This window comes from Corallococcus exiguus, from assembly GCF_009909105.1.
Lineage (GTDB): Bacteria > Myxococcota > Myxococcia > Myxococcales > Myxococcaceae > Corallococcus > Corallococcus exiguus.
Map to the genome: position 1 here is coordinate 71,375 of NZ_JAAAPK010000014.1, position 26,162 is coordinate 97,536.

Consider the following 26,162-nt stretch of genomic DNA (forward strand, 5'->3'; position numbering starts at 1 on the left):
ACAGGGTTCGGGCCCGCAGGCAAGGTGCGGCGCGCCACGTGTCACACGCTCGCGCCCGCCTGGCCGCTACGGCTTATTCCAGACTGCCAATTGTTACTGGGTTGCTAACGCAAAATTGAGGGGCCCCCCCTCTATGCAACGAAACAGTGTCCTGGTTAGCATGCGCTCCCACTGAATCTGGCGCGGTGAAGACAACCGCGGCCAGAAGAGTGGGTTGGAGAGCAGCGCTTGCCGGTGACCGTAGACAGTCGATTCGGATGGGCCGCCCCGGGTTCGGGTGTGGCGCCTCGACTGTCCAGCCTGTCGCAGCGCTTCGCACCCGCCCTGCTCGCCTCGTGCGTGCCGCCTTTCCACGCTGAGTTCCCCGCTCACGTCGCCAATGCGACCTGTGGCGTTGGGCTGCGTTTCCTATCGGGCTGTTGTCCACCCAGGGTCCACCATCCGTAAGGAGCGGCCCGCCTCCCCCGGCGGACTTCTCCTGTCGCAGTCGTCGTCACTCGCAGTCCCCTCGTCCTGCAGTTCATCACCCCCAAGAAGGAAGGCGCATGCGTCTCAGGGAAAAGCTGTTGACCAGCCTGCTGCTGGTGCCCATCGCGGGTACCAGTGCGTGGGCCAAGGAGCGGTCGAACTTCGACGCGTTCCTGGAGCAGCGGGACTCCCGCTCTCTCGCCGTGGATTCGAACACGGCGGTGTCCCGCGGGCTTCGCATCGAGCAGACCGAGCAGCGGCTCGGCGTGCCTACGTTCGCCTGGGCGACGCAGGACGGTGCGCAGTCCAAGTCCGTCATCCGCGCTGGCATGACGGCGGAGAACGCGGCGCGCGCGCACCTGCAGTCCGTGGCGGACAACTACCGCCTGACGCGTGACGACGTCGCGGGCGCCAACCTGCGCTCCATGCACAACACCGGCAAGGGCGCCATCATCGCGACCTTCAGCCAGTCGGTGGGTGGCATCCCCGTCTTCCGCAACGAGATCAAGGTCGTCATGGGCCAGGACCTGCGCCTGGTGGCCGTGAGCGGCTACCTGGCCCCGTCCGAGCTGGCGCTCTCCGCGCGCGGCAAGGCGCGCGCCGGCTACAACCTGGGCGCCGCGGACGCGGTGTCCGGCGCGTTCAAGGACCTGACGGGCTCCGGCACGCAGGCCACGTCGTTCATCAACGTGGGCACGAAGGGTGACTACACCTTCTTCGAGCTGGCCCCCGCCACGAAGTCCGCGCTGCCGCAGGACCTGGCCACCCCGGCCCGCGCCCGGCAGGTGTACTTCATGCTGGCCGGCAACCTGGAGCCGGCCTGGTACGTGGAAGTGAACGCCGGCCCCAAAGCCGCGCGCTCCAGCCAGTACTTCGGCTACGTGGTCTCCGCGGCCACCGGCAAGGTCCTCTTCCGCAACGACCTGACCGCGGACGCGGGCACGGCCTTCACGTACAAGGTCTGGGCGGACACGGCGTCTCCGTTCATCCCGGAGGACGGTCCCCAGGGCAACGACGCGACCCCGCACCCCACGGGCACCAAGGACGGCTACCAGGCCCCGCTGAACCGCCCGGCGAACGACATCACGCTGGCCAACAGCCCCTACAGCAAGAACGACCCCTGGCTGCCGGCCAACGCCACGCAGACCACGGGTAACAACGTGGACGCGTACGCGGACCTGAACGCGCCGGACGGCTTCCAGCCCGGCACGAACGACAAGCGCGCGGAGACGACGAGCGACAACACCTTCTCGTACGTCTACGACACGACCAAGGCCCCGGGCTCCAGCACCGAGCAGATCAAGGCCTCGGTGGTGAACCTGTTCTACGTGAACAACTTCCTGCACGACTGGTTCTACGACGCCGGCTTCGACGAGGCCTCGGCCAACGCCCAGGCGTTCAACTTCGGCCGTGGCGGCGTGGAAGGCGACCCCATCCAGGCCCAGGCGCAGGACTACGGCGGCCGCAACAACGCGAACATGAGCACGCCGGCCGACGGTGCGTCGCCGCGCATGCAGATGTACGTGTTCGACGGCACGCCCGAGCTGTCCGTGACGGCTCCCGCGCCCCTGGCCGGTGTCTACGAGGCCGGCTCCGCCAGCTACGGCAAGCAGGCGTACGACGTGACGGGTGAGATCCAGATCCCGGAGACCAACAAGGACGGCTGCACCGCGTTCCCCGCGGGCACCTTCACCGGGAAGATCGCCCTCATCGACCGCGGGACGTGCAACTTCGTCATCAAGTCGCTCAACGCGCAGAACGGTGGCGCCATCGCCACGGTCATCGCGAACAACGCCGCCGGCAGCACCATCAGCATGGGCGGCAACAACGTGGACGACGCCAAGGTCACCACGCCGTCCCTGATGATCACCCTGGACGCGGCCAACGCGTGGAAGGCGTCCACCGAGCCGGTGTCCGTGCACTTCCTGCGCGAGCCGAACCAGGACCGCGACGGCACGCTCGACAACGGCATCGTCGCGCACGAGTGGGGCCACTACATCAGCAACCGCCTCATCGGTAACGCCGCGGGCCTGAGCAACAACCAGGGCCGCTCGATGGGCGAGGGCTGGGGCGACTTCCACGCCATGCTGATGCAGGTTCGCGAGTCCGACCGGACCAAGGCGGGCAACAGCAACTGGCAGGGCGTCTACAGCACCGCGGGCTACGTCACGAGCGGTGGCAAGAACCAGGGCTACTACTTCGGCATCCGTCGCCTGCCCTACTCGACGGACATGAGCAAGAACGGCTACACGTTCAAGCACATCGCCAATTTCACCACCCTGCCCACGGACGCGGGCACGCGCACGGACATCAACAGCGAGGTCCACAACAGCGGTGAGGTGTGGGCCACCGCGCTGTGGGAGTGCTACGCGAGCCTGCTGAATGCGCACCCGTTCGCGGAAGCGCAGAACCGCATGAAGCAGTACCTCGTCGCGTCCTACAAGGCGACGCCGAACGCGCCGACCTTCACGGAAGCGCGTGACGCGGTGCTGGCCGTGGCGCTCGCGAGCGACCCGGCGGACTACCAGCGCTTCGTGGCGGCCTTCGCCAAGCGCGGCATGGGCTTCGGCGCCAAGTCGCCGGACCGCGACGCGTTCGACCACCTGAGCGTGACGGAGAGCTTCGCCACGGGTGGCAACCTGGAGGTCACCAGCATCACGCTGACCGACAACGCCGGCGGCTGCGACCAGGACGGCATCCTGGACATCGGTGAGCAGGGTGAGCTGAAGATCACCGTGCGCAACGTGGGCGGCAACGGGCTGAGCGCCTTCTCCGGCACCGTCAGCAGCACCAGCACCACGGCGACGGTGGAGTTCCCGAGCGGCGGCGCGATCAACGTCCCCGCCCTGTCGCGTGGGGCTTCCGCCACCATCACCGTGCCCGTCAACGTCACCGCGGTGTCCGGCTCGCCCGCGCGCGCCGGCATCAAGGTCGCCTTCGACTCCACGGAGATCCCGGCGGCGGCGAAGACGGCGACGTACGACCCGCGCGTCAACTACGACAACGTCCCCACCACCAGCAACACGGAGACGTTCGAGGGCGGCCTGACCGGGTGGACGGTGTCGCAGAACCTGTCGTCCTCTGGCGACTGGACGCTGTCCGGCTCTCCGGCCAACCGCTACGCGCACGGCGGTGACCCGGGCACGATCGCGGAGACCACCATCACCAGCCCCTGGCTGACGGTGGATGACGCGGCCGACTTCGTGATCAGCTACAACTACCGCCACTCCTTCGAGTTCGACTCCAACGCCTCCTACGACGGCGCGGTGCTCGAGTTCACGGTCGACGGCATCGACTGGATCGACCCCTGGGATCTGTACCCGGTGGTGGACGCGGATCCGGGCTACGTGGACTACATCGCCGCGGGCGGCGGCAACCCCCTCGAGGATCGCGCCGCGATGGCGCAGGTGAGCGCGGGCTTCCCGGCGTTCACGGCCGCGAGCATCAACTTCGGGACCTTCTTCCCCGACCTGGAGCTCAAGAACGTCCGCTTCCGCTTCCGCATCGGCGGTGACGTGGCCGTCGGCGGGTACGGCCTGGACATCGACAACGTGAAGTTCGAGGGCGCCACGGCGGTGTTCTCGGGCCAGGCGGAGCAGCCGGCCTCCACGGGCGCGTGCAACGTGCCTCCGGTGGCCAACGCGGGTCCGTCGCGCGTGGGCACGGCGGCGGTCGCCGAGGGCACGCTCGTCAGCGGCGTCCTCAACCGCGCCACCATCACCCTGAACGGCACGGGCAGCTTCGACCCGGACGCCGCCGCGGGTGAAGCGCTCACCTACAGCTGGACGCAGACCGGTGGTGCCACGCCTGTCTCCCTGAACGGCGCGGACACCGCGACGCCGAGCTTCGTGGCGGACGTGGACTACACGGACACCCTCACCTTCCAGCTCGTCGTCACCGACGCGTCTGGCAAGGCGAGCGCCCCGAAGACGGTGGACATCCAGATCAACAACGTGAACCAGCCCCCGGTGGCCGCTGCCACCGCGCCGGCGACGGTGAACGAGCGTGACACCACGCCCGTGACCCTGGACGCCTCGGGCTCCACGGACGCGGACGTGATCCACGCGAACACGCTGACGTACGCCTGGGTCCAGACGAGCCCCTCGATGCCCAAGGTGACGATCACCAACGCCACCCGGGCGAAGGCCACGTTCCTGGCTCCGGAAGTGACGGCGGACACGCAGCTGAACTTCACGGTCACCGTGACGGACAGCAGCGGCGCGAAGTCCACCAAGGCCGTCGCCGTGACGGTGAAGAACGTGGACCGCGCTCCGGTGGCCAACGCCGGCGCGGATGTGGAAGCGGATGCCCGCTCCACGGTGACGCTGACCGGCACCGGCACGGATGAGGACGGCACGGCGGTCACCTACCTGTGGGAGCAGACGGGCGGCACCACGGTGACGCTGACGGGTGCGGACACGGCGACGGCGAGCTTCACGGCGCCGGACGTCAGCGCCCCCACCGAGCTCACCTTCAAGCTCACGGCGACCTCCGGCGGCCAGTCTGGTTCCGACCTGGTCAACGTGACGGTGCGCAAGGCCAACCGCCACCCGGTGGGCCAGGCTCCGTCCGCCGTCGACGCGGATGAGGGCAGCAACGTGGAGCTGGACGCTTCCGGCATCACGGATCCGGACGGTGACGTGCTGACCTACGCCTGGGCCCAGGTCGGTGGCACGAACGTGACGCTCGAAGGCACGGGCACGGCGAACGTGAAGTTCACCGCGCCGCAGGTCCAGGTCGATACGGCCCTGGCCTTCAGCCTGACCGTGACGGACTCCGACGGCGCCGTCGCTGGCCCGTACGTCTACACGGTCAACGTGAAGCAGGTGAACCAGGCGCCGGTCGCCAAGGTCCGGGTCATCTCGGGCGTGCGTGGCGGTGAGCTGGTGAAGATCGACGCCGCGACGTCGACGGATCCGGACAACGAGACGCTGACCTACGCCTGGGCCCAGACGGGTGGCCCGTCCGTGACGCTGACCGGCGCCAACGCCGCCGAGGCCAGCTTCACCCCGCCGGCGAAGAAGACGCTGGAGAACTACGCCTTCACCGTGACGGTGAAGGACGCGGCCGGTGCCACCAGCACCGCCGAGATCAAGGTCTCCGTGCCGAAGGCCGACGACGACGGCGGCGGCTGCTCCTCCACGGGCGGCTCCGCTGGCGGCATGGCGCCGCTGATGGCGCTGTTCGCGGCGATGGCGTTCGCTCGCCGTCGCAAGGCGTAAGCCGGCGCTTCATCCTGAAGCCCTGAAGTGACGAGGGGCGGTCCTCACGCGAGTGGGGGCCGCCCCTTCTTCATTTCCCGTGGGCATCCACGGACAAAGGGATGCGGTAGGCTCGCGCGCCTCATGGCACGCACGTTCCAGGTGGGAGACACCTTCACGCACGTCCGCCAGTGCGACCGGCTGCGGCCGGTGTATTACGCGGGCGCTTCCGGGGACTACAACCCCATCCACATCGACCCGGAGGTGGGCAGGCAGGCCGGCTTCAACGGCGTCATCCTCCAGGGGCTCTGCACGCTGGGCTGGGCAGTGGAGGCGGTGGCCGTCTTCGTGGGAGACCCGGGGCTGGTGCGCCGGGTGAGGGTGCGCTTCTCCCGGCCGGTGCTGCCGGAGGACACCGTCACCTTCCAGGGCCGCGTCACCGCCGTCGCGGACGGCCGGCTCACCACGGAAGTCACCGCCACCAACCAGCGCGGCGAGCCCGTCCTCCGGGGCGCCGTCGTCGAAACCTCGCTCGGATAGCCATGGCCCTGGACCCCAAGTTCGTCGGCCGTGCGTACGGCCCCTTCACCTATGAGATTGGCCGGGAGAAGCTGCGCGAGTTCTCCCTCATCCTCGGCGGCTCCGTGCCCTCCGCGGGCACCTTCGGCGAGCCCCCGGCGCAGGTGAGCCCCCTGCTCTACTCGCAGGAGGCGGCCCAGGCGGGCCCGTACGGCGACGTCATCGCCTTCCCCAGCTTCGCGGTGGTGTTCGCCATCCGCCCCTTCAGCGCCGCCATCGCGGATCCGGAGCTGGGCGTGGACCGCGTGCGCCTGGTGCACGGGGAGCAGGAGCTGGAGTTCCTGGGCGTGATGCGCCCTGGGGACGTGCTCACCACCACGGGCGAAATCACGGAGCTGTACCGCAAGGCCGGGATGGACTTCCTCGTCGTCACCACGGAGACGCGCAACGCGAAGGGCGAGCCCGTGGTGCGCGGCGTGTGGACGGCCGTCATCCGCCCCGGGTGAAGCAGAAACCGCGTGCGCCTACTCGCCGGGGGCGATGATGCCCTCGTCGAGCAGCTGCGCGAGGATGCGCGCGGTGTCCAGGCGCGACATGCCGGACAGCGCGAAGAGGTCGTCGAAGCTCACCGCGCCGTCAATCTGCGCCAGCACGAAGCCCGCGCGGTGGTCCAGGTTGAGCCAGATGATGTCGTCCGGCTGCAACCGCACGCGCGGCATGCGGTGCAAATCTCCCAGCCGCGCCTCCAGCATGGCCACCAGGATGCGCTCGCTGCGGTCGCGCAGCGCCTCCACGCGCGGGTTCTCCGGCGCCAGGAACTGGGCCCGGCGCAGGAGTTCCACCGCGCCGGAGTGGTCATCCAGCGCCAGCAGGTCCTCCGCGCCCCGCAGCAGGCTCTCCACCTCCGAGCCCTCCGGCAGCCCGCCCGCCGGCGTGAAGGTGTCCGGCAGCCCGAACTCCTGCGTGCGGTGCGCCTCCGCGATGAGGTCCAACGCGTCGCCGCGCACGCCCGTGCCCTCGGGCAGGCTCACGGATTCACGCAAGGGGGCTTGCACAGGGCCGGGCTCGGAGGGACCGGCCCAGACGCCCCAGTCCGCCTCCTGATCCGGGCCCGTCAGGTTCCAGCCGGTGTCCCCGCCGTGATCCACCGGGCCGTCCCGCCCCAGCAGCCGGCGCGCGCGCGCGTTGCCCGGGTCCAGCTCCAGGGCCCGGGTGAACAGCTTCTCCGCGCCGGCCATGTCGCCACTCAGTCGCAGCAGCAACCCGGCTTCGACCAGCGCCTTGGCGCGGAGCGCGTTCATCGCCTACCTCCCCGGCGTTCCGCGCGAGCCCGCCGAGCGCAACAGCGGCAGGCTCTGGGCCAGGGCCTCGCAGGCCCGGGTGAGCGCGCCCACGTCCTCCGCGCCGCGCGCCTGACGCGCGGAATCCAGGGCGGCCTCCGCGCGGGCGACGACATCCGGCGACAGGCCTCCGGCCCCGGGCATGAGCCGCACGCGAGAGAGCGCGTCCACCAGGTCGCGCGCCAGGATCTCCAGCTCCACGCGCTTGGCCTTCAGCTCCTCGGTGTTGCGCGCCGCCACCAGCCAGTCGCGCTGCTCGTCCATGATGCGGCGCAGCTCGTCCTCCGTCAGGCCGCTGGAGGCGGTGACGGTGATGGACTGGCGCAGGCCCGTATCGCGGTCGCGCGCGGACACGGACACGATGCCCTCCGCGTTGATGTCGAACGTCACCTCAATCTCCACCTGTCCGCGCGGCGCCTCGCGCAGGCCGGTGAGGAGGAACTCGCCCAACAGCTCGTTGTGGTGCGCGAGCTCGTGCTCGCCCTGGAGCACCATGATCTTCACCGTGCGCTGGAAGTCCTTGGAGGTGGCGAACACCTCCGTGGCGGACGTGGGCACGGTGGTGTTGCGCGGAATCAGCCGCCGCACGTAGCCGCCGGCGATGGCCACGCCCATGCTCTGCGGCGTGACGTCCAGCAGCAGCAGTTCGCTCTGCTGGCCCACCAGCGCGTGCGCCTGGATGGCGGCGCCCAGGGCCACCACCTCCTCCGCGTGCACGCCCTTGCAGGGCTCGCGGCGGAAGTACTGGCGCACCTGCTCCACGATGCGGGGCATGCGCGACATGCCCCCCACGAGGATGACCTCCTTCAGGTCGGAGGGGCGCACCTTCGCCTCGCCCAGCACTTCCGACGTGATGCCCACCAGGCGCTCGCCCAGGTCCGCCGTGAGTTCCTCCAGCTTCTCGCGGGTGAGCGTGGACTGGAGGTGCAGCGCGGCGCCTCCGCCCGGCGGCGTGCAGATGAAGGGCAGGTGCACCTGCGCCTCCTTCACCGACGACAGCTCCACCTTCGCCTTCTCCGCGGCGTCCTTCAGCCGCTGCAGCGCCATGCGGTCCTTGCGCAGGTCGATGCCGTGTTCCTTGGCGAAGCCGAACACCATCCACTCGATGATGCGGTGGTCCCAGTCCTCGCCGCCGAGGAAGGTGTCACCGCCGGTGGCCACCACGTCGAAGATGCCGTTGTTGATCTCCAGCACCGACACGTCGAAGGTGCCGCCGCCCACGTCCAGCACGGCGATCTTCCCGTTCACCGTGCGGCCGAAGCCGTAGGCCAGCGCCGCCGCGGTGGGCTCGTTGATGATGCGCAGGACGTCCAGCCCCGCGATGCGGCCCGCGTCCTTGGTGGCCTGGCGCTGCCCGTCGTTGAAGTAGGCCGGCACGGTGATGACGGCCTGGGTGACGGGCCGGCCGAAGTGCGCCTCCGCGTCCGCCTTCAGCTCCGCGAGAATCATGGCGCTGACCTCCGGCACGGCGAGGTCGCGGCCCGCCAGCCGGATGCGCACATCGTCGTGCGCGCCGCACACCACCTGGTACGTGAGCGCGCGCAGCGCGTCCTGCACCGGGTGCGAGGAGTACTTGCGGCCGATGAGGCGCTTGGCCGCGGACACCGTCTCCTGCGGATTGGTGATGGCCTGGCGCTTGGCGATGCCACCCACCAGGCGCTTGCCGTTCTTCGACACCGCCACCACGGACGGCGTGAGGGGCTGGCCGGTGCGGTTCTTGATGATGAGGGGCTGACCGTCCTGCACCGTGGCGACGAGGCTGTTCGTCGTCCCCAGGTCGATGCCAATCAGCGGTTCGGGCTCAGCAGCCATGGGGACGCATGCACCTCATCACGTGAACGTCCAGCGCAGCTTCTTGAGGGCGGCGCGAGCGTCGGCGTTGTCGGGGTCCAGGCGCACGACCTCCTCGAAGTGGTGCTTGGCCTGCTTCTTCTGCCCCGCCACCAGGAGCACGTGGGCCAGCAGCAGCTGGTAGTCCGCGCGCCCCGGCTTCAGCTCCACCGCGCGCTGCGCGAGCTTCATCACCTCTTGCGCGTCCTGCGCCAGCTCCCGGCCCACGCGCGCCGCCTGGAAGGCCGCCTCCGGGTTGTCCCCGTTGAGCGACACGGCCAGCCGGTAGGCCGCCTGTGCCCCGGCGAAGTCGCCGCGCATCTCCAGCTCCTGGCCGCGCTCCACCTCCGCCTGCGCGCGCGTCAGGTCGTGCTTGCGGCGCGCCTCCACCAGCAGCTGCGCGACCTCGCGGTTCTTCGGGTCCAGGCCCAGCACGTGGTTGAAGTCCTGGTAGGCCCGCTCGAAGTCCCCGCGCGCGGTGGCCGCCCTGCCCCGGGCGATGAGCTCCGTGAGCTTGTGGCTGCGCGCCATGTACGGGTGGCGAGCGAAGCGGGCCTGGCGCTCGGCGCGGCGGGCCTCGGACTCCGCGTCGTCCGGGGGCGAGGCGGCGGGAGGCGGCACCGTGGCGAACGACCCCGAGGGCGGGCGCGCCCCCGAAACGGAGGGGGGCATCATCGCCGCGAAGTTGCTGCCGGACACCGTCCGCGGGGGCGCGGCGGCCGGCGGAGGCGTCGTCGGGACGCGAGCGGCCGGGGCCGGGGGCGCGTCGGGGGCGCGCGTCGGCTCCTGGCGGCTGAGGGCGTTGTGGGCGTCCGTGAGGCGCTTGAAGATGCGCTCCAGCCGGGCGCGGAAGCTGCCCAGGTTCTTGCCGAAGTAGCGGTCCGGGTGGAAGCGGCGGGACGCGTTGTAATACGCCTGCTTCACCTCCTGGGGACTCGCGCCCCGGGCCACGCCCAGCACCGCGTGGTGGTCCATCCGCTCCAGCGAGCGCTCCATCTCGATGATGTCTCGCTTCTGGTCGGGATCCAGGTCCACCTCCTCCGCCATGGAGGCATCCACCGCCGGGGCAGCGGACGGGGCGCGCTGCACCACCCGGGCGGGCACGATGGCCCCCTTGGCGCGCAGCGCCAGCAGCACGGCGATGGTGCGTGCCTCGCCCAGCGAGGAGCGGGACAGCACGGCGTCGATGCGTTCGACGCGGCCCACCAATGCCAGCACGGAGCCCTCCTCGGGGCTGAGCTGGAGACGGGCCGGGTCCAGGTGGGGCACCGTGGCGATGTGGTCGGTCCTGCCCCCCAGGCCGACGATGGGGATGGGCGCGCTCAAGGTGTCAGTTCCGCAGGCTGGCGAATCCCCAAGTGTAGGTGTCCGGGAAGCAGGGCGTCAAACCTCCCGGCACCGCCAAACCGCTCCCCCTTCTACAGCGTGGAGAGGACACGCTGGAGGATGCCCAGCGCTTCGTCCAGTTCGTTCCGGGTGATGATGAGGGGCGGGGCGAACCGGAGCGTCACGTCCCCGGCGGAGTTCACCAGCAGCCCGTCATCGCGCAGCTTCGCGATGACGGGGGCGACCTCCCGGTCCAGCTCCACGCCCAAGAGCAGCCCCTGCCCGCGCACGGCCTTGATGCGGCCTTCCGGCAGCGCGGCCTGGAGCGCGCGTGCGCCAGCGAGGAAGTGCTCCCCCTTGGCCTGCACCTCTTCCAGGAATCCGGGCTGACGCATCAGGCGCAGCACCACGTTGCCCGCGGCGGCGGACACCAGGTTGCCGCCGAAGGTGGAGCCGTGGGTGCCCGCGGAGAGGCTGACCGCCAGCTCCTCGCGGCAGAGCATGGCGCCCATGGGCAGCCCGTTGCCCAGCGCCTTGGCGATGCTGATGGCGTCCGGCCGGATGCCGTGGTGCATGAAGCCGAAGGGCTGGCCCGTGCGGCCCATGCCCGTCTGGACCTCGTCCACGAGCAGGAGCAGGCCCTTCTCGTCACAGAGGGCGCGCAGGCCCTGGAAGTAACCGGGGGGCGCCATGCGCACGCCGCCCTCGCCCTGGATGGGCTCCACCAGGATGGCGGCGGTGGACGGCCCCACGGCGCGGCGCACCGCCTCCAGGTCGCCGAACGGCAGGTGCCGGAAGCCCTGGGGCAGCGGCTCGAAGCCGGCGTGGTACTTCGGCTGGCCGGTGGCGGTGACGGTGGCCAGCGTGCGGCCGTGGAAGCTCTTCTCGAAGGTGAGGATCTCGAAGCGCTCGGGCTGTCCCCGGTCCTTCATCACCTTGCGGGTCAACTTGATGAGGGCCTCGTTGGCCTCCGCGCCGGAGTTGCAGAAGAACGCGCGCGGCAGGCCCGCCCACTCGGTGAGCTGCGCGGCCAGGTCAATCTGCGGCTGCGAGTAGAAGACGTTGGAGACGTGCCACAGCGTGTCCAGCTGCGCCTTGGCCGCCGCGACCACCTCCGGGTGGCAGTGGCCCAGGGCGCATACGGCGATGCCGCCAATGCAATCCAGGTACGCCTTGCCATCCGCGTCCCACACCCGCGTCCCCTGCCCGCGCACCAGGGCAATGGGTTGCTGCTTGTAGTTCTGCAGCAGGTGCTGCTTCGCCTTCTGGATGAGGTTCTCGTTACCAGGGGCGGATGCGGGGGACGGCGGCGTTTGCAAGGGGGTGTACCTCTCTCTTCCTGACGACGCGGTGTGGCGACGCGGCGGACCCTAGCGCGCTAGAGGATGTAGCGCGACAAGTCCTCGTCCTGGACGATGGCGGCCAGGCGCTCGCGCACATAAGCGGCGTCTACCTGGAAATCGCGAGGTCCCATTTCGCTGGCGGTGAACGACACGTCGTCCAGCAAGCGCTCCAGCACGGTGTGCAGCCGCCGGGCGCCGATGTTCTGCGTGCGCTCGTTGGCCTGCTGGGCGATGCGGGCGAGCTCCGCCACCGCGTCGTCCGTGAAGGACAGCCGCACGCCCTCCGTGGCGAGCAGCGCGGTGTACTGGCGCAAGAGCGAGTTCTTCGGCTCGCGAAGAATTCGCACCAGGTCGTCGCCGGACAGCGGCTCCAGCTCCACGCGGATGGGGAAGCGGCCCTGGAGCTCCGGGATGAGGTCCGCCGGCTTGGAGACGTGGAAGGCGCCCGCGGCGATGAAGAGCATGTGGTCCGTCTTCACCTGGCCGTACTTGGTGTTGACGGCCGAGCCCTCCACGATGGGAAGGATGTCGCGCTGCACGCCCTCGCGCGAGACGTCCGGGCCCCCGCCGCCCTTGCCGCCCTCTCGGCTGGCGATCTTGTCGATTTCGTCGATGAAGACGATGCCGCTGGACTCGGCGCGCGCCACGGCCTCGCGCTGGACGCGGTCCGGATCTACCAGCTTCTGCGCCTCTTCCGCGCGCAGCACCTGGAGCGCCTCCGGCACGCGCAGCTTGCGCTTCCGGGTGTTCTTCATGCCCGGCATGTTCTTGAACAGGTCCTGGAGGTTGACGCCGATCTCCTCCATGCCCTGGCCGCTGAAGTTGCGCATGAACGTGGGGGAGCTCTCGTTCGTCTCCACCTCCACGGTCTGATCATCCAGCGTGCCGGCGCGCAGCTGGGCGCGCAGCTTCTCCCGCTCGTTCTCGCCCAGCGGCGAGGGCGCGGGGGTCGGAGGAGGCGAGAATCCGAACGGCGGAGAGGACGGCGTGCGCGTCTGCCCGCCGTTCTTGATGAGCTCCATCAGCCGGTCCTCCGCCAGCTCCTCCGCGCGCGGCTTGACCTTCTCCGTCTCCTCCTCACGGACCAGCGCGATGGCGGCCTCGACGAGGTCGCGGATCATCGACTCGACGTCGCGGCCCACGTAGCCCACTTCGGTGAACTTGCTGGCCTCCACCTTGACGAAGGGGGCCTGGGACAGCTTCGCCAGGCGGCGGGCGATCTCCGTCTTCCCCACGCCGGTGGGGCCGATCATGATGATGTTCTTCGGGTAGATTTCATCCCGCAGGTCGTCCGTCACCTGCTGGCGGCGCCACCTGTTGCGCAGCGCGATGGCGACGGCGCGCTTGGCGTCGTTCTGCCCGACGATGTAACGGTCCAGCTCGCTGACGACCTCGCGAGGCGTGAAGGCGGACAACTTGCGCGACTCGGCCACGGGGCGGTCCTCTCAGAGCTCTTCGTAGGTGACGTTGGCGTTGGTGTAGACGCAGATGTCCGCGGCGATGGCCATGGCCTGCGTGCAGATGTCGCGGGCGGACAGCGGCGAGTGCGCCTGGAGGGCGCGCGCGGCGGCCAGGGCGTAGTGCCCCCCGCTGCCCACGGCGGCGATGCCGTGGTCCGGTTCAATGACGTCGCCGGCGCCGGACAGGATGAAGGTCTTCTCCTTGTCCGCGACGATGAGCAGCGCTTCCAGGCGGCGGAGGAAGCGGTCGGTGCGCCAGTCCTTGCCCAGCTCCACGCAGGCGCGGGCCAGGTTCTTCTGGTGTTCCTTGAGCTTGGCCTCGAAGCGCTCGAAGAGGGTGAAGGCGTCCGCGGTGCTGCCCGCGAAGCCGGCGAGCACCTGCCCCTCGCCGAGCTTGCGCACCTTGCGCGCCGTGTTCTTCATGATGGTCTTGTCGAGGCTGACCTGGCCGTCGCCCGCGATGACGACCTTCCCGTCGCGACGGACGCAGAGGATGGTGGTTCCGTGGAACATGACCGGAGGTTTAACAAGACCACCCGGCCCCTACCCACAAAAACCGCGCGGCTGTCCGCTCCCTCACCCTGCGCAAGGCGCTCAGGTCGCGGTCGCTTTCATCCAGCGGCCCACGAGCTTAATCAGGGCGGCCTTCTTCGCTTTCACCGTCTTCGCGTCCGGAAGCGTCACCACGCCCCGGTCCTTCGCCAGCCACTCCACCAGCCCGGAGCCGTCCTCGAAGGCGAAGCCCGCCGCGTCCTTCACCTTCGCGCCCCGGTGGAGGATGACCTGGAAGATGCCCTTGGGGGCCAGGCGGAACGTCACGCGGTCATCACCCGAGTGGACGAAGCTGGGGGCCTTCCACTTGATGCGCTCGGTGATGCTGGCGTCGGAGGCCAGGATGGCCGCGCGCACGGCTTCGATCTCAGCTTTCAGCGGGTGCTCGAGCTCCGCCATGAACTGTTCGACTTCGCCGCCCCGGTTCGCCATCTCCGGCTCCTTCCTTCCGCTGCGTCACGCGCGTGGGTGCGCGGAGTCGTAGACCTCTTGCAGCTGTTCGAAGGTCACGTGGGTGTACTTCTGCGTGGTGGACAGGCTCGCGTGGCCCAGCAACTCCTGGATGCTGCGGATGTCCGCGCCACCGCCCAAGAGGTGCGTGGCGAACGAGTGGCGCATCGCGTGCGGGCTCACCTTGCGCGCCAGGGCCAGCTTGAGGACGTACGCGTCCAGGTGCCTCGCGATGCTCCGAGCCGTCAGCCGGCCGCCCTTGAAGTTGAGGAAGAGCGCATCCGGATCCTGGCCCTCGCGCACCTCGGCCAGCAGCTCGCCGCGCCGCGCGAGGTAGGCCTCCAGGGACCGGATGGCCTTCGCGTTGAGCGGCACCAGCCGCTCCTTGCTGCCCTTGCCCATCACCCGGACGATGCGGCTGCTGCGCTCCACGCCCAGCAGGTCCAGGCCGCACAGCTCGCTGATGCGCAGGCCGCCGCCGTAGAGCATCTCCAGGATGGCCTTGTCGCGAAGCCCCAGCACCGTCTTCACGTCCGGCATGTCGAGGATGGCGAACACCTCCTCCACCGGCAGCACCTTGGGCAGCGACTTCGGCAGCTTGGGGCTCTTCACCAGCTTCGCGGGGCTGGCGGACAGCAGCTTCTGGCGCACCAGGTACTTGTAGAACGACTTGATGCTGGCCAGCCGCCGCGCGCGGCTCGACGGAGCGTGGTCCACCGCGAGCGTGCCCAGGTAGCCGCGGATGGCCGCGTGCGTGCCCGCGAGCAGCGACAGCTTCATCCGCTCCACGAGGTAGCGCTCATAGTCCACCAGGTCGATGAGGTAGTTGCGCACCGTGTGAGGGGACGCGCCCTTCTCGCCTTCGAGGTGGACCTTGAACTGCTCCAGCAGCGGGGACAGGGTCGACATGGTCGGGGAAGCCTAGGGGCCTCCCCGAGCCTCGCAAGATTCGTGTCGGTCCGCGAGCCCCGCCCTACTTCGCGGGCGCCGGAGCGGGGGCGACTGGCACCACGGGAATGGCCCCCGCCGGCAGCTCGGTGGGCACCAGCTTGGGCAAGAGCACGCGGCAGGCGTCCTCGGACAGCCAGTGGTACGTGCACAGCCACTCCGTGACGGGCACGCGCACCTGCCAGCCCAGCACGAAGAGGATGACCAGCGTGAGCCCGATGCGGGCCCCCACCGACATGCTCTCGGTCTCGTCGTCGTCCTGCGTGTGGCGCAGCGCCCCGCGCACCAGGTCCGCGTGGTCCACGCGCGCCCCCTTGGGCAACTTAGGCTTGCGGGTGATGAGCGTCGCCACGCCGCGCGTGAGCATCAGCCGGTCGTTGAGCGCCCAGCCGGAGCCCTCCAGCAGCAACGCCAGGTTGCGCCGGCGCAGCTTCAGCCACCCGAGCAGTCCCGCGGGCGCCATCACCACGATGGCCAGGATGGTCGCCGCGGTGATGACGTCCACCAGCGTGAGCGACTTCACCTGCGTGAGGATGAACGCCAGCGAAGAGCCCAGCGCCGCGAACGCGATGCCGCCCGCCGCGAGCACCCCCGCGATGCCGCCTCCCGAGGGAGCCGCCGCGGGCGCAGCGGCCGCCGGGGCTGGAGCCGCCGTGGGTGGAGGCGCGGTCACCGTCTGCTTGTAGCCGGACTCCAGCGATGAATCGAAGTCCTTCTCCCCGGACGCGGCCAGCCCCTCCACCTTGCTGGTGATGAACGCGCCAATGCGCATGAACGGCATGGTCATCGACTCCCAGAGCGACACGGGCTGGCGGATGACCTGCGTGACGATGGCGTCGCTCTCCTTGCCGTCCACGTCGTAGAACACGCCGCGCTTGCCCACGACGAGCTCCGTGCTGCGGCCGGCGGTGACGGGCACCGCCACCTCGTAGCCGTCCGTCGCGTCGCGGGGCAGCACCTTCACGTAGAGGATGCAGGTGGTCCCCTGCCCCGTCAGCGCCGCGTGCGCCGCGCGGTCCGTCACCAGCACGGACAGCGTGTACTTGCGCCCCGCCAGGATGAGCGTGCCCCGCTCCATCAGCGCCCGCCGCTTGGGCAGGTACAGGTTGGGCATGCTGATGAAGTTGTTGGCGAACTGCAGCAGCCAGCGCTGGTACAGCACCAACCGCTCCAGCTCCGCGATGACGTCCAGCGTGGGCTTGAGCGACAGGTCCTCGCGGCTCACCGCCTCCAGCGCGTCCAGTTCCTCATCCGACACCGTGCCCAGCGTGTCCGCCACCGCGTGCAGGGGGCTCGCGTCGCGCTTCGCCTGCCAGCCGAGGATGGCCTCCGCCTTCGAGGACAGCTCGCGCCAGGCCGTGTCCGTCAGCTTCACGCCGTCGCCCAGCAGCGGCGTCGCCACCTCCTGGTGGAAGGCCTCCAGCTTCTCGTAGCCGGCGCCGCGGTACAGCCGCGCCCACACCAGCACGCCACTCGGGTCTGGCGGCGCGATGGGCAGCTCGTTCGCGGCCTTGCCCATGGCGCCCAGGTCACCCAGCGCACCCTCCACCCGGTCCGCGCGCAGGCGCAGGCTGGCGGCGGCCTCCGGCTGCGCGGCCACCAGCCGGCACTGCACGAAGTAGCCATCCAGCAGCGGCGCCACGTCATGCACCCGCTTCGCCTGCTCCAGGCTCGCCGTGCCCCAGGTGAACACGGCATCCCGGCCGCCCAGGTGCGCGAGCAGGGCCGTGCGCTCGTCCCGGAAGCGCTTCACCAGGCCCACGTCCACGCCCGCCAGGCCCGCGCGGTTCGTCACCTGCGGGAACGCCGCGATGATGGACTGGGCCAGGGGCCGCAGTCGCTCCGGCAGCGACACCGGCGCGATGAGGCCGTCGCCGTTCTTGCCCGCGTCGCGCAGCGCCTTGTCACTGGTGCGCAGCTGCTCCAGCGACAGGCGCGTGGTGTCCGGCGCGTTGAGCGTGCGCAGCACCAGCTCCGCCGCGCCCTTGAGGTTGGATGCCGTATCGGAGAGCGCCGAAAGCTCCAGCACGTCGCTGCCCGCGTCCGCGCCCTTGCGATCCGTCAGCCGCGCCGCCGTCCAGTCCACCGCGCCGCGCAGTTCCTCCACGCGGATGCGGCGGTTGCCGTCCGCGTCCATCAGCGTGAGGAAGCGCGGATCACACGCGATGCCCTCCATGGGGCACGCGAGCGCCATCCATTGCGTCGCGGGGATCCTCACCGCCTCGGTGAGGGTGTTGAAATCGGGGATGTCGACCTGGAGCGAGCCGCCATAGCGGCGATAGACGAGCTGTGCCATTCGGCGCGAGAAGACAGCACACCCTGTCCGGGTGTGCACGCCTCAACATCAGGTCGCGCCCAGGCAGGAAGGCCCCGGCGGCCTCCCTGCCCTGGGTCACCCGCTACTGCGCGGTGGCGACGGCGCTGTAGACGCCGGGATTCTGCCCCTGGCCGATGATGTAGACGGCTCGCGCGTCATCCTTGCCCGCGAAGTACACGGGCACCTGCACGCCCTGGTCGAGCGTCTTCCGCGCCCCCGACTTCACGTCGTAGACGGCCACGTCGTAGGTGTCCGCGTCCATGCGCGCGTACGTCGCGAGCACGCGAGCCCCGTCCTCGGAGATCTTGTAGCTGAAGATGCCCTGCATCCACGTCTTCGCCTCGGCCTGCTTCTCGTTCAGGTCCACGGCCTTGAAGTCGCACGCGCGGCCGTTGCGGATGCAGTTGGTGCGGAACACCACCGCGCTGTTGTTCGGCGCGAAGCCGTAGCCGAACACGCCCGGCTGCACCTTCTCCGCCTTCTCCTGGCCCAGCGCGTACAGCATCAGGTCCACGGAGAACACCGGCTTCACGAAGCGCGACAGGAACGCCACGTAGCGGCTGTCCGAGCCCCACACGAAGTTGGGCACCCGGTCCCCCACGCGCTTGGGCGCGCCGTCCGGCAGCGACGCCACGCCCAGGGCGCCCGCGCGCGACGGCTGATCATACTTCTCCAGGAAGGCCACCGCCTTGGAGTCCGGCGCGAACGCCATCTCCTCCACCGCCTCACCCACCTTGCGCCCCGCGCCTCCGGACGCCGGGCCCACGTGCAGGTCGCCCAGCTGCTCCGGCTTGCCGTTCTCCGTGCGCGCCAGCCACTGGCCATCCGGCGAGAAGCCGAACGCCTTCGTCCCCGTGGCCAGCTTCGTGCCCTTCAGCGCGGGCACGTCCGCGAGGAACAGGTCATACATCCCGCGCACGGCCTCGCTGCGCACCTGGTAGGCCACGTGCTTGCCGTCGGAGGACACCTGGTAGTCGCCCACCTGATCCGCCAGCTTGCGCGGCGCTTCCGTGGAGCCCACCGTCACCGCCGCCAGCCCGCCCGCCGCTGACAGCCGGCGCTTGAAGAGCAGCGTCTTGCCGTCCGGGGTGAACTGCGCGGTGCTCACCTCGCCCGCCACGTCCTGGAACGGCCCCTGCGGCAGCTTGCCCAGCTTCAGCGTGCCCGCGTCCACGAAGGCCACGCTCACGCCGTCCGGGGACGGCAGCAGGTAGCTCACCGCCGTGCCCAGCTTCACCGGCTCCGCGCCCGCGTCCGTGAGCGACAGCACGTTCAACTCGCCGGACTGCGAGGCCGGGTTGTAGCCCGTCACGTACAGCAGGTGCTTCGAGTCCTGGGAGAACAGCAGGCTGCCCGGCACGTTCGTCACGCCGTCGCCCAGCGCGCGCGACTTCCCGCCCGCCGTCGGCACGACGTGCAGCGAGCCCACCAGCATCTGCGGCGGAATGCCGTCCAGCCGGGGCTTCTGCCCGTTGAGCAGGAACGTGGCGAACTGCCCGTCCGGAGACAGGCGCAGATCCGCCGCGCGTCCCGCCGCGAGCAACTGCCCCTGCCCGCCCACCACCGCGGTGCCCTTCGCCGCGCTGCGGACCGTGTCCCCCTGCGCGGCGCTGCGCTGGGAGGGCGCGGCGTTGTCCTCGCCCTTCTTGCACCCCGACACCGCCAGCAGGGCCAACAGGCCCACCATCCCGGTTCGCATCATGCGCTCGTCTGTCCTTCCGTCTGGGCGACAACGCCCGCGAGTGGCAGCCAGGCCGCCAGGTCCTGCTTCGCCCGCGCCGAGTAGGCCGCGCGCTTGTCCGCCTTCTTCATCCGCCCGGACAGCGGCGGGAACAGGCCGTAGATGACGTTGGTGGGCTGGTGCGGGTGATCCGGCGGGTGCGCTTCCCCGGTGAGGTGCCGGTACAGCGACCCCAGCGCCGTCGTGGCCGGGGGCGGCACGAACGCGGTGCCCGTCAGCCGCGCGTGCACCGCCAGCGCCACCATGTAGCCGCACGCCGCGCTCTCCACGTAGCCCTCCACGCCCGTCACCTGTCCCGCGAAGAACACCCGCCGCTCCGTCTTCAACGACAGGTCCTCCGCCAAGAGGCGGGGCGAGTCGATGAACGTGTTGCGGTGGATCTGCCCCATCCGCAGGAACTCCGCATTCTGGAGACCCGGGATGCACGTGCTGAAGATGCGCTTCTGTTCACCCCAGGTCAGACGCGTCTGGAAGCCCACCATGTTCCACGCCGTGCCCGCCCGGTCCTCCATGCGCAACTGCACCACCGCGTACGGGTCCGTCCCCGTGCGAGGGTCCTTCAAGCCCACGGGCTTCATGGGCCCGTAGGCCAGCGTTTCGTCGCCTCGCTCCGCCATCACCTCGATGGGCAGACACCCTTCAAAGTACTTCGGTTCCTCGAAGCTGTGCGGCACCACCTTCTGGCCCGCCTTCACCTCGTTCACGAAGCGGTAGTACTCGTCCTTCGTCATGGGGAGGTTGAGGTAGTCATCCCCGCCGCCCTTGCCGTAGCGGCTCTGGCGGAACGCGATGTCCATGTCGATGGAGTCCCCCGACAGGATGGGCGCGATGGAGTCGTAGAAGTAGAGCTTCGTGCCCACGTGGCGCTCCAGGTCCACCGTGAGCGCCTCCGACGTCAGCGGCCCCGTGGCCACCACCACCACGCCGTCCTCCGGAAGCCTCTCCACCTCGCCGCCGACAATCTCCACGCCCGCGCCGGACACCAGCCGGGTGGTGATCTCCCGCGAGAAGCCCTCGCGCTCCACCGCCAGCGCGTCGCCCGCGGGCACGCGGTGCAGGTCCGCGCTGGAGAGCACCAGCGAACCCAGCGCGCGCAGCTCCGCGTGCAGCAGGCCAATGGCGCTCTCCGGGTTGTCCGAGCGCAGCGAGTTGCTGCACACCAGCTCCGCGAGCGTGTCCGACTTGTGCGCCGGGGAGCGCTTGTGCGGCTTCATCTCGCGCAGCACCACCGGCACGCCACGCCGCGCCAGCTGATACGCGCACTCCGTCCCCGCCAGGCCGCCACCAATCACCGTCACCCGCTGCTGCTTCGCGTCCGACATGCATGCCTCCGGGCCCCCGCACCGGGGCCCAAAGGGCCCTGTTAGCAGAGAGGCCACTCCCTTTCACGTTCGCCCGCCTGCCCCACGTCCCACCATGCGTGCGGAACGGGAGGTGAGGTTTCCCCACCTGGGATCCAACCCTAGGTTTCTCGCGGTCTTCGCTCGGGACGGGAAGCGTCCGAGCGAGCGCCCTACAACCTCGAATCTGGGATGGGAGTGACGCAGCCATGAGCCGAGCCAACGACTTGTTGAAGATCCGGGGCCTGTTGCAGGAGCGTCGCAGGACGACCGAGACCGCCCAGGCGGGGGCCCGCCGGGAGCTGGCCGCCCTGAAGGATCAGGAGCGCGATCCCGAGTACGAGGAACAGGCGCAAGCGGAGCTGGCGGACTACACGCTCTCCACGCTCATCGAAGCGCAGCGCCGGGAGATCATGCTCATCGACGCCGCGTTGAGCCGCATGGAGAACGACGTGTTCGGCGAGTGCGTGGACTGCGGCAACGAAATCTCGTTGGACCGGCTGGAGGCCATGCCCTTCGCCATCCGCTGTGAGGAAGACGCCGCCCTGCACGAGCAGGAGACGCGGGAGGCCGCGCGCCACGTGGGCAGCCTGTCCCTCTAGCGAAGCCGTCCGAGCGCTCCCCCGTGCGTCCATCCCGCGCGGGGGAGTCGAGTGTCCGGCGGCTACTCCGCGTCGCGCTGGAGCACGATGAAGCGGTAGTTCTGCAGCTCGTTCACGCCCGCCGTGTAGAGCACCGTGAGCAGCAGGTCATACGGGACCATCTTGTCCGCGATGACCGACAGCTCGTGCGTGAAGGGCGCCGCCGGGTTGCGCTCCTCGATGTACTTGAGCTTCTGCACTTCCTTCTTCAGCTGCGCGTCCAACCCGAGCACCAGGCGCTCACCCTGGAGCTGGTTCGCCGGGATGCGGCCGTTCTCCAGCCGCACCACCTCTTTGTCCCCCACCATGATGTTCTTGGGGGTGATGGTGATGGCCACCGTGTCCTTGGGCGTGGCGCGCGTGGAGGACACCGGCGGCCGCACGTCCTCGGACGCGGTGATGGCCGCGGAGGACGACGCGAAGGACTTCAGGAGGAACACCAGGATGATGGTCATCATGTCCATCATCGCGGTGATGTTGAGCTCCTTCACCTCGCTGGCGGCCTCGCGCTCCTTGCGCTTCTTGCGCGCGAGGGCCCGGCGGTAGCGCATGCGCGCGAGCTGGTCGGCTTCTTCGGCGGACAGGGGCGCGGTCTCGGACATGGCTAGAGGACGCCCAGGGTGACGTCGGGGAAGAGCAGCTTGCGCTCGGCGACGGTGCCCGTCGTCTCACGCAGGGCGTCCATCGTCTGGATCAGCGCGTCGTAGGGGATGTCCGGATCCGCCGCGACGATGACCTTCGTCTCCTTCGGGAAGGCGGCCTTGAGCTTCACCATCCGCGCGTTCAACGCGGCGAAGTCGTGCGTGCCATCCGCGCGCAGCGGCACCGAGGGCGCCCCACCCTCCGCGGGCGCGGCGTCCGGGCTGTCGCCTCGGATGAAGAGGCCCTTCTGGGAGATGAGCACGGACAGGTTCAGCTTGGGCGCGTCCGCGTCCCCTCCCGCCCCCGCGGTGGCGCCGTAGCTGGGCGCGTTCACGTTGAGCGCGCCAAAGGCGGTGAGGCCGGTAATCGACAGCAGCATGAAGATGATGAGGTTCATGAGGATGTCGAGGTACGGGACGATGTTCAGCTCGCCCGCCTCCTCCTCTTCCCTCGGCTTCAGCTTTCGGCGCGAGTAGTGGAACGCCATGGCGTGTCCGGTGCCTTTCGGCGGCTCAAGACGCGGCGCGGACGTCGGAGTCCGAAGGGATGACTTCCAGCGAGCCCCGGCGCGACAGGAGGTTCTCCAGCTTCAGCGCGTTGAGCTCCACCAGCTCCACCATGTTCTTGGAGTAGTTGCTGAAGAACAGGTGCGACACGATGCAGAGCACCGCGATGGAGAGCCCGAAGCCCGTGTTGTACATGGCCTCCGAGATGCCGTTGGAGAGCAGCGCCTGCTTCTGCTCCGCTGGCACGTTGCCCAGCGCGCGGAAGGTGCCGATGAGGCCCACGATGGTGCCGACCAGGCCCACCAGCGTCGCGATGTTCGCGAGCGACCAAAGCCACTGCACCCGGCGCGACACGTGCGGCGTGTACTCCGCCAGCGCCTCCTCCACCGCCTTGGCCACTTCCAGCTCACCCCGGTTCGCGTTGATGAGCCCCGCGCGGATGACGCGGGCCAGGGGCGAGCGCGGCGCCATGCCGCAGAACTTCACCGCGCGGTCCAGGTTGCCGCTGCGGACCATCTTGTGGACCTGCTCGATGAACGCCGTCGCGTTGAGGCGGTAGCGGAAGAGCAGCGTCACCGCGCGCTCGCCAATCACGGCCAGCGAGGCGGCCAGCCAGAACAGGTTCACGAACATGAACGGGCCGCCGGCCTTGAACGCACCAACGATGAAGTCCCCCAGGCCTCCCGAAGAGGCATGGCCCGCCGCGGCGGGAGCGGCCTCGGCCACCACCACACGCAGCAACTCATTCATGGAGGGAATCATCGCGGACGGCGTCCTTTCGCTGCCCCCGCGCGCACTCCTGCCGCGAAACGGGCAGGAGGCATGCTGGTGGGCCGGGAGCAATCCGGACTTCTAGGACTTCGCCTGCGAGGGTGTCAAGCCAGGGGGCAGAGCCTACCCCCCTGGAATGACTGGGCTTTTGCGCTCAGGCTTCCACGGTGGGCGTGGGAGCAGGCGCAGCCTCCGTGGAAGCCCCCGGAATGGCTGGCTCCACCACTTCGCGGCGGTAGTCGCATTCCTTGTTCGGGCAGGCGATGTAGGCGCCGTCCCGCTTGGAGAACTTCTGCAGTAGGTAGGGCGACGCGCACTGCGGGCAGGCTTCCGCCAGCGGCCGGTCCCACGCGGCGAACTTGCACTCCGGATACCGGTTGCAGCCGAAGAAGATCTTCCCGCGGCCGCTGCGGCGCTCGGTGAGGTAACCCACCTTGCACTCCGGGCAGTTGACGCCAATGGAGATGGGCTTGGACGTCTTGCAGTCCGGGTAGCCCGAGCACGCCATGAAGCGCCCGAACCGGCCGCGTTTGATCACCATGGGCTTGCCGCACTTCTCGCACTTCTCGTCCGTGGTCTCCTCCTCCACGATGACGATCTTGCCCTCGGCGTCCCGCTTGAAGTCCTTGGTGTTCTTGCAGTCGGGGTAGTTCGAGCAGGCGAGGAAGTGGCCCATCTTCCCGAACTTGATGACGAACGGGTTGCCGCACTTCTCGCAGGCGATGTCGGTCTTGATCTCCTCGCGCTTGACGTCGCGCATCTCCGCTTCGGCCTTCTCCAGCGTCTCCTTGAAGGGGCCGTAGAAGTCGTGCAGCACCGTCTTCCAGGACGCGCCGCCGTCGGAGATCTGGTCCAGCTTCTCCTCCATGCTGGCCGTGAACGACACGTCCAGCTCATGGGGGAAGTGCTTCACCAGGAGCTCGTTGGTCATCTGGCCCAGGTCCGTGGGACGGAAGCGGCTCTCCAGCTTCTCCACGTACTTCTTGTCCTGGATGTTGGAGAGGATGGCCGCGTACGTGGACGGACGCCCGATGCCGCGCTCCTCCAGCTCCTTCACCAGCGTCGCTTCACTGAAGCGCGGAGGCGGCTGGGTGAAGTGCTGTTCGTTGAGCAGCTTGTCCAGCGAGAGGACCTCGCCCTCGTTGAGCGGGGGCAGCTCGCCCACCACGTCCTCGGCGCCCTCTTCACCGGCGGCCTTGGCCTTGTCGCGCTCGGACTCCTCTTCCGGCGTGAGGCCGGCGCCGTAGACGCCCAGGTAGCCGGGGAACTTCAGGGTGCTGCCGGACGCGCGGAAGGTGGCGCGGCCCGCGGTGATGTCCGCGGCCGTCTGGTCATACACGGCGGGCTTCATCTGGCACGCGACGAAGCGGTTCCAGATGAGCTCGTAGAGCCGGAACATGTCCAGCTCGTCCATGGCGTCGAAGAAGGGACGCACGCGCTCGGGCGGGTACTCCAGGGACGTGGGCCGGATGGCCTCGTGCGCGTCCTGGGCGCTCTTGCGGCTCTTGTAGACCATGGGCTCCGGCGGCAGGTAGTCCGCGCCGTACTTCTGGCCAATGAACTCGCGCACCTGCGTCACGGCGTCGTCGGACAGACGCGTGGAGTCCGTACGCATGTACGTGATGAGCGCCGTCTGGCCCTCCTCACCCAGCGGCACGCCTTCGTACAGCTTCTGCGCCAGCGTCATCGTCTTCTTGGCGGTGAAGTGCAGCCGGTTCGCCGCCTCCTGCTGGAGCTTGGAGGTGATGAAGGGCGCGGGCGCGTTGCGGCGCCGCTCCTTGCGGTCCACCTTCGCCACGGTGAAGGGCACGTCCTTCAGCTCCGCGACGAGCCCGTCCGTGGTGGCGCGGTCCTTCAGCTCCACCTTCTTGCCGTCCACGCGGGACAGCTTCGCCTTGAAGGGCGGCGGCCCCTGCGGGCCCTGCACCAGCGCGTCCAGCGTCCAGTACTCCTCGGGCTGGAACGCCTTGATCTCCGCCTCGCGCTCGACGATGAGGCGCACCGCCACGGACTGCACGCGGCCGGCGGACAGGCCCCGGCGGATCTTCTTCCAGAGCAGCGGCGAGATTTGATAGCCGACGAGCCGGTCCAGGATGCGGCGGGTCTGCTGCGAGTCGTAGTTGTCCTGGTTGAGCTGGCGCGGCTGCGCGATGGCGTCCTGCACGGCGCGCTTGGTGATCTCGTTGAAGGTCACCCGCAGGGAGTCCGGGTGGCCCAGCTCCTCCTTGATGTGCCAGGCGATGGCCTCTCCCTCGCGGTCGGGGTCCGTCGCCAGGAAGACGCGATCCACCGTCTTGGCCATCTTCTTCAGCTCGTTGAGGACCTTCTCCTTGCCCTTGATGACCGTGTACTCGGGCTTGAAGTCGTCCTCCACGTCGACGCCAATCTTGCTCTTGGGCAGGTCCTTCACGTGCCCCACGGAGGCCTTCACCGTGTAGCCGGAGCCCAGGTACTTCTTGATGGTCTTGGCCTTGGCGGGCGACTCCACCACCACCAGGTAGTGCGGGCCCTTGCCACGACGCTCGGGCACTTCCTCTTCGGCGTCCGCGTCCGCGTCCACGGTGGGAAGCTCTTCGGCGTCCGCGCCACGGCGACGGGCCGCCGTCTTCTTCTTGGCGGTCGTCTTCTTCGCCGCCGTCTTCTTCTTGGCGGCCTTCTTGGCCGCCGGCTTCTTCGCAGCCGCCTTCTTGGGCGTCTCCTCCTCCGCCGCCGCCTCCGTCTGCGCCGCCTGTGTCTTCTTCCGCGTGGCCATGGCTCTCCTACCTCG

The 26,162-nt window shown here is 69.4% G+C and carries 19 protein-coding genes; 4 read left to right on the forward strand and 15 right to left on the reverse strand.

Translation table 11 applies throughout. From position 1 onward, the window contains the following. Positions 1–545 precede the first annotated feature (545 nt). From GTZ93_RS37305 to GTZ93_RS37315, 3 genes are all read left to right on the forward strand, one after another. Entirely contained in the window at positions 546–5,690 is a 5,145-nt protein-coding gene (locus GTZ93_RS37305; protein ID WP_139917398.1) for a myxosortase-dependent M36 family metallopeptidase, read from the forward strand. A 123-nt stretch (positions 5,691–5,813) separates the two neighbouring features. After that, the gene (locus GTZ93_RS37310) at positions 5,814–6,209 is read left to right on the forward strand and encodes a MaoC family dehydratase (RefSeq protein ID WP_120596265.1); all 396 of its coding nucleotides are present in this window, start codon (positions 5,814–5,816) and stop codon (positions 6,207–6,209) included. 2 nt (positions 6,210–6,211) lie between these two features. Further along, positions 6,212–6,694, forward strand: a complete 483-nt coding sequence (locus GTZ93_RS37315; protein WP_120575598.1) for an FAS1-like dehydratase domain-containing protein — start codon at positions 6,212–6,214, stop codon at positions 6,692–6,694. 18 nt (positions 6,695–6,712) lie between these two features. Here the strand turns inward: GTZ93_RS37315 and GTZ93_RS37320 are convergent, their stop codons facing one another. The 11 genes from GTZ93_RS37320 to trmFO all read right to left on the reverse strand — a co-directional run bounded on the left by GTZ93_RS37320 (position 6,713) and on the right by trmFO (position 20,817). Beyond that, the gene (locus tag GTZ93_RS37320) at positions 6,713–7,489 is read right to left on the reverse strand and encodes a tetratricopeptide repeat protein (protein WP_121753095.1); all 777 of its coding nucleotides are present in this window, start codon (positions 7,487–7,489) and stop codon (positions 6,713–6,715) included. 3 nt (positions 7,490–7,492) lie between these two features. Continuing rightward, positions 7,493–9,340, reverse strand: coding sequence for a molecular chaperone DnaK (dnaK, locus tag GTZ93_RS37325; RefSeq protein WP_139917395.1), 1,848 nt, complete (start codon positions 9,338–9,340; stop codon positions 7,493–7,495). An 18-nt stretch (positions 9,341–9,358) separates the two neighbouring features. After that, positions 9,359–10,684 (reverse strand): tetratricopeptide repeat protein, encoded by a 1,326-nt coding sequence (locus tag GTZ93_RS37330; protein ID WP_161663292.1) that lies wholly within the window; start codon positions 10,682–10,684, stop codon positions 9,359–9,361. Positions 10,685–10,776: 92 nt separating this feature from the next. Next, positions 10,777–12,003, reverse strand: coding sequence for an aspartate aminotransferase family protein (locus GTZ93_RS37335; RefSeq protein WP_139920121.1), 1,227 nt, complete (start codon positions 12,001–12,003; stop codon positions 10,777–10,779). A 59-nt stretch (positions 12,004–12,062) separates the two neighbouring features. Next, positions 12,063–13,460 carry an ATP-dependent protease ATPase subunit HslU gene (gene hslU / locus GTZ93_RS37340; RefSeq protein ID WP_120575593.1) on the reverse strand — a complete coding sequence of 466 codons (1,398 nt, stop codon included), beginning with the start codon at positions 13,458–13,460 and terminating at the stop codon, positions 12,063–12,065. Between the two features lie 12 nt (positions 13,461–13,472). Beyond that, positions 13,473–14,000, reverse strand: a complete 528-nt coding sequence (gene hslV, locus GTZ93_RS37345) for an ATP-dependent protease subunit HslV (protein ID WP_120575592.1) — start codon at positions 13,998–14,000, stop codon at positions 13,473–13,475. 81 nt (positions 14,001–14,081) lie between these two features. Then, a complete protein-coding gene (locus GTZ93_RS37350) occupies positions 14,082–14,471 on the reverse strand; it encodes a DUF1801 domain-containing protein (RefSeq protein WP_254360687.1) in 390 nt (129 codons plus the stop codon). A 24-nt stretch (positions 14,472–14,495) separates the two neighbouring features. Beyond that, a complete protein-coding gene (locus GTZ93_RS37355) occupies positions 14,496–15,398 on the reverse strand; it encodes a tyrosine recombinase XerC (protein ID WP_120575591.1) in 903 nt (300 codons plus the stop codon). A 64-nt stretch (positions 15,399–15,462) separates the two neighbouring features. Continuing rightward, entirely contained in the window at positions 15,463–17,733 is a 2,271-nt protein-coding gene (locus GTZ93_RS37360; protein WP_139920118.1) for a kinesin, read from the reverse strand. Between the two features lie 103 nt (positions 17,734–17,836). After that, entirely contained in the window at positions 17,837–19,456 is a 1,620-nt protein-coding gene (locus tag GTZ93_RS37365) for a PD40 domain-containing protein (protein WP_139920116.1), read from the reverse strand. Beyond that, positions 19,453–20,817, reverse strand: a complete 1,365-nt coding sequence (trmFO, locus tag GTZ93_RS37370) for a methylenetetrahydrofolate--tRNA-(uracil(54)-C(5))-methyltransferase (FADH(2)-oxidizing) TrmFO (protein WP_120575588.1) — start codon at positions 20,815–20,817, stop codon at positions 19,453–19,455. The genes GTZ93_RS37365 and trmFO overlap by 4 nt, the downstream gene beginning before the upstream one ends. A 227-nt stretch (positions 20,818–21,044) precedes the next feature. Between trmFO and GTZ93_RS37375 the strand changes: the two genes are divergently transcribed. After that, a complete protein-coding gene (locus GTZ93_RS37375) occupies positions 21,045–21,437 on the forward strand; it encodes a TraR/DksA family transcriptional regulator (protein WP_139920114.1) in 393 nt (130 codons plus the stop codon). 62 nt (positions 21,438–21,499) lie between these two features. On the opposite strand, the gene GTZ93_RS37380 is transcribed toward GTZ93_RS37375, so the two are convergent. The 4 genes from GTZ93_RS37380 to topA form a co-directional block, all read right to left on the reverse strand. Continuing rightward, the gene (locus tag GTZ93_RS37380) at positions 21,500–22,078 is read right to left on the reverse strand and encodes an ExbD/TolR family protein (protein WP_120575586.1); all 579 of its coding nucleotides are present in this window, start codon (positions 22,076–22,078) and stop codon (positions 21,500–21,502) included. Positions 22,079–22,080: 2 nt separating this feature from the next. After that, positions 22,081–22,605, reverse strand: a complete 525-nt coding sequence (locus GTZ93_RS37385) for an ExbD/TolR family protein (RefSeq protein WP_121753100.1) — start codon at positions 22,603–22,605, stop codon at positions 22,081–22,083. Between the two features lie 25 nt (positions 22,606–22,630). Further along, the gene (locus GTZ93_RS37390; protein ID WP_370457310.1) at positions 22,631–23,374 is read right to left on the reverse strand and encodes a MotA/TolQ/ExbB proton channel family protein; all 744 of its coding nucleotides are present in this window, start codon (positions 23,372–23,374) and stop codon (positions 22,631–22,633) included. A 175-nt stretch (positions 23,375–23,549) separates the two neighbouring features. Next, positions 23,550–26,147: a type I DNA topoisomerase gene (topA, locus tag GTZ93_RS37395; RefSeq protein WP_139920112.1), complete on the reverse strand. Its 2,598-nt coding sequence runs from the start codon at positions 26,145–26,147 to the stop codon at positions 23,550–23,552. Positions 26,148–26,162 lie beyond the last annotated feature (15 nt).

Excerpts from the sequence above, each read along its gene's own strand:
- GTZ93_RS37305 (WP_139917398.1), top strand. The coding sequence starts at position 546 with ATGCGTCTCAGGGAAAAGCTGTTGACCAGCCTGCTGCTGGTGCCCATC.
- GTZ93_RS37310 (WP_120596265.1), top strand. The coding sequence starts at position 5,814 with ATGGCACGCACGTTCCAGGTGGGAGACACCTTCACGCACGTCCGCCAG.
- GTZ93_RS37315 (WP_120575598.1), top strand. The coding sequence starts at position 6,212 with ATGGCCCTGGACCCCAAGTTCGTCGGCCGTGCGTACGGCCCCTTCACC.
- GTZ93_RS37320 (WP_121753095.1), bottom strand. The coding sequence starts at position 7,489 with ATGAACGCGCTCCGCGCCAAGGCGCTGGTCGAAGCCGGGTTGCTGCTG.
- dnaK (WP_139917395.1), bottom strand. The coding sequence starts at position 9,340 with ATGGCTGCTGAGCCCGAACCGCTGATTGGCATCGACCTGGGGACGACG.
- hslV (WP_120575592.1), bottom strand. The coding sequence starts at position 14,000 with ATGTTCCACGGAACCACCATCCTCTGCGTCCGTCGCGACGGGAAGGTC.
- GTZ93_RS37350 (WP_254360687.1), bottom strand. The coding sequence starts at position 14,471 with ATGGCGAACCGGGGCGGCGAAGTCGAACAGTTCATGGCGGAGCTCGAG.
- GTZ93_RS37355 (WP_120575591.1), bottom strand. The coding sequence starts at position 15,398 with ATGTCGACCCTGTCCCCGCTGCTGGAGCAGTTCAAGGTCCACCTCGAA.
- GTZ93_RS37360 (WP_139920118.1), bottom strand. The coding sequence starts at position 17,733 with ATGGCACAGCTCGTCTATCGCCGCTATGGCGGCTCGCTCCAGGTCGAC.
- GTZ93_RS37365 (WP_139920116.1), bottom strand. The coding sequence starts at position 19,456 with ATGATGCGAACCGGGATGGTGGGCCTGTTGGCCCTGCTGGCGGTGTCG.
- trmFO (WP_120575588.1), bottom strand. The coding sequence starts at position 20,817 with ATGTCGGACGCGAAGCAGCAGCGGGTGACGGTGATTGGTGGCGGCCTG.
- GTZ93_RS37375 (WP_139920114.1), top strand. The coding sequence starts at position 21,045 with ATGAGCCGAGCCAACGACTTGTTGAAGATCCGGGGCCTGTTGCAGGAG.
- GTZ93_RS37380 (WP_120575586.1), bottom strand. The coding sequence starts at position 22,078 with ATGTCCGAGACCGCGCCCCTGTCCGCCGAAGAAGCCGACCAGCTCGCG.
- GTZ93_RS37385 (WP_121753100.1), bottom strand. The coding sequence starts at position 22,605 with ATGGCGTTCCACTACTCGCGCCGAAAGCTGAAGCCGAGGGAAGAGGAG.
- GTZ93_RS37390 (WP_370457310.1), bottom strand. The coding sequence starts at position 23,374 with ATGAATGAGTTGCTGCGTGTGGTGGTGGCCGAGGCCGCTCCCGCCGCG.
- topA (WP_139920112.1), bottom strand. The coding sequence starts at position 26,147 with ATGGCCACGCGGAAGAAGACACAGGCGGCGCAGACGGAGGCGGCGGCG.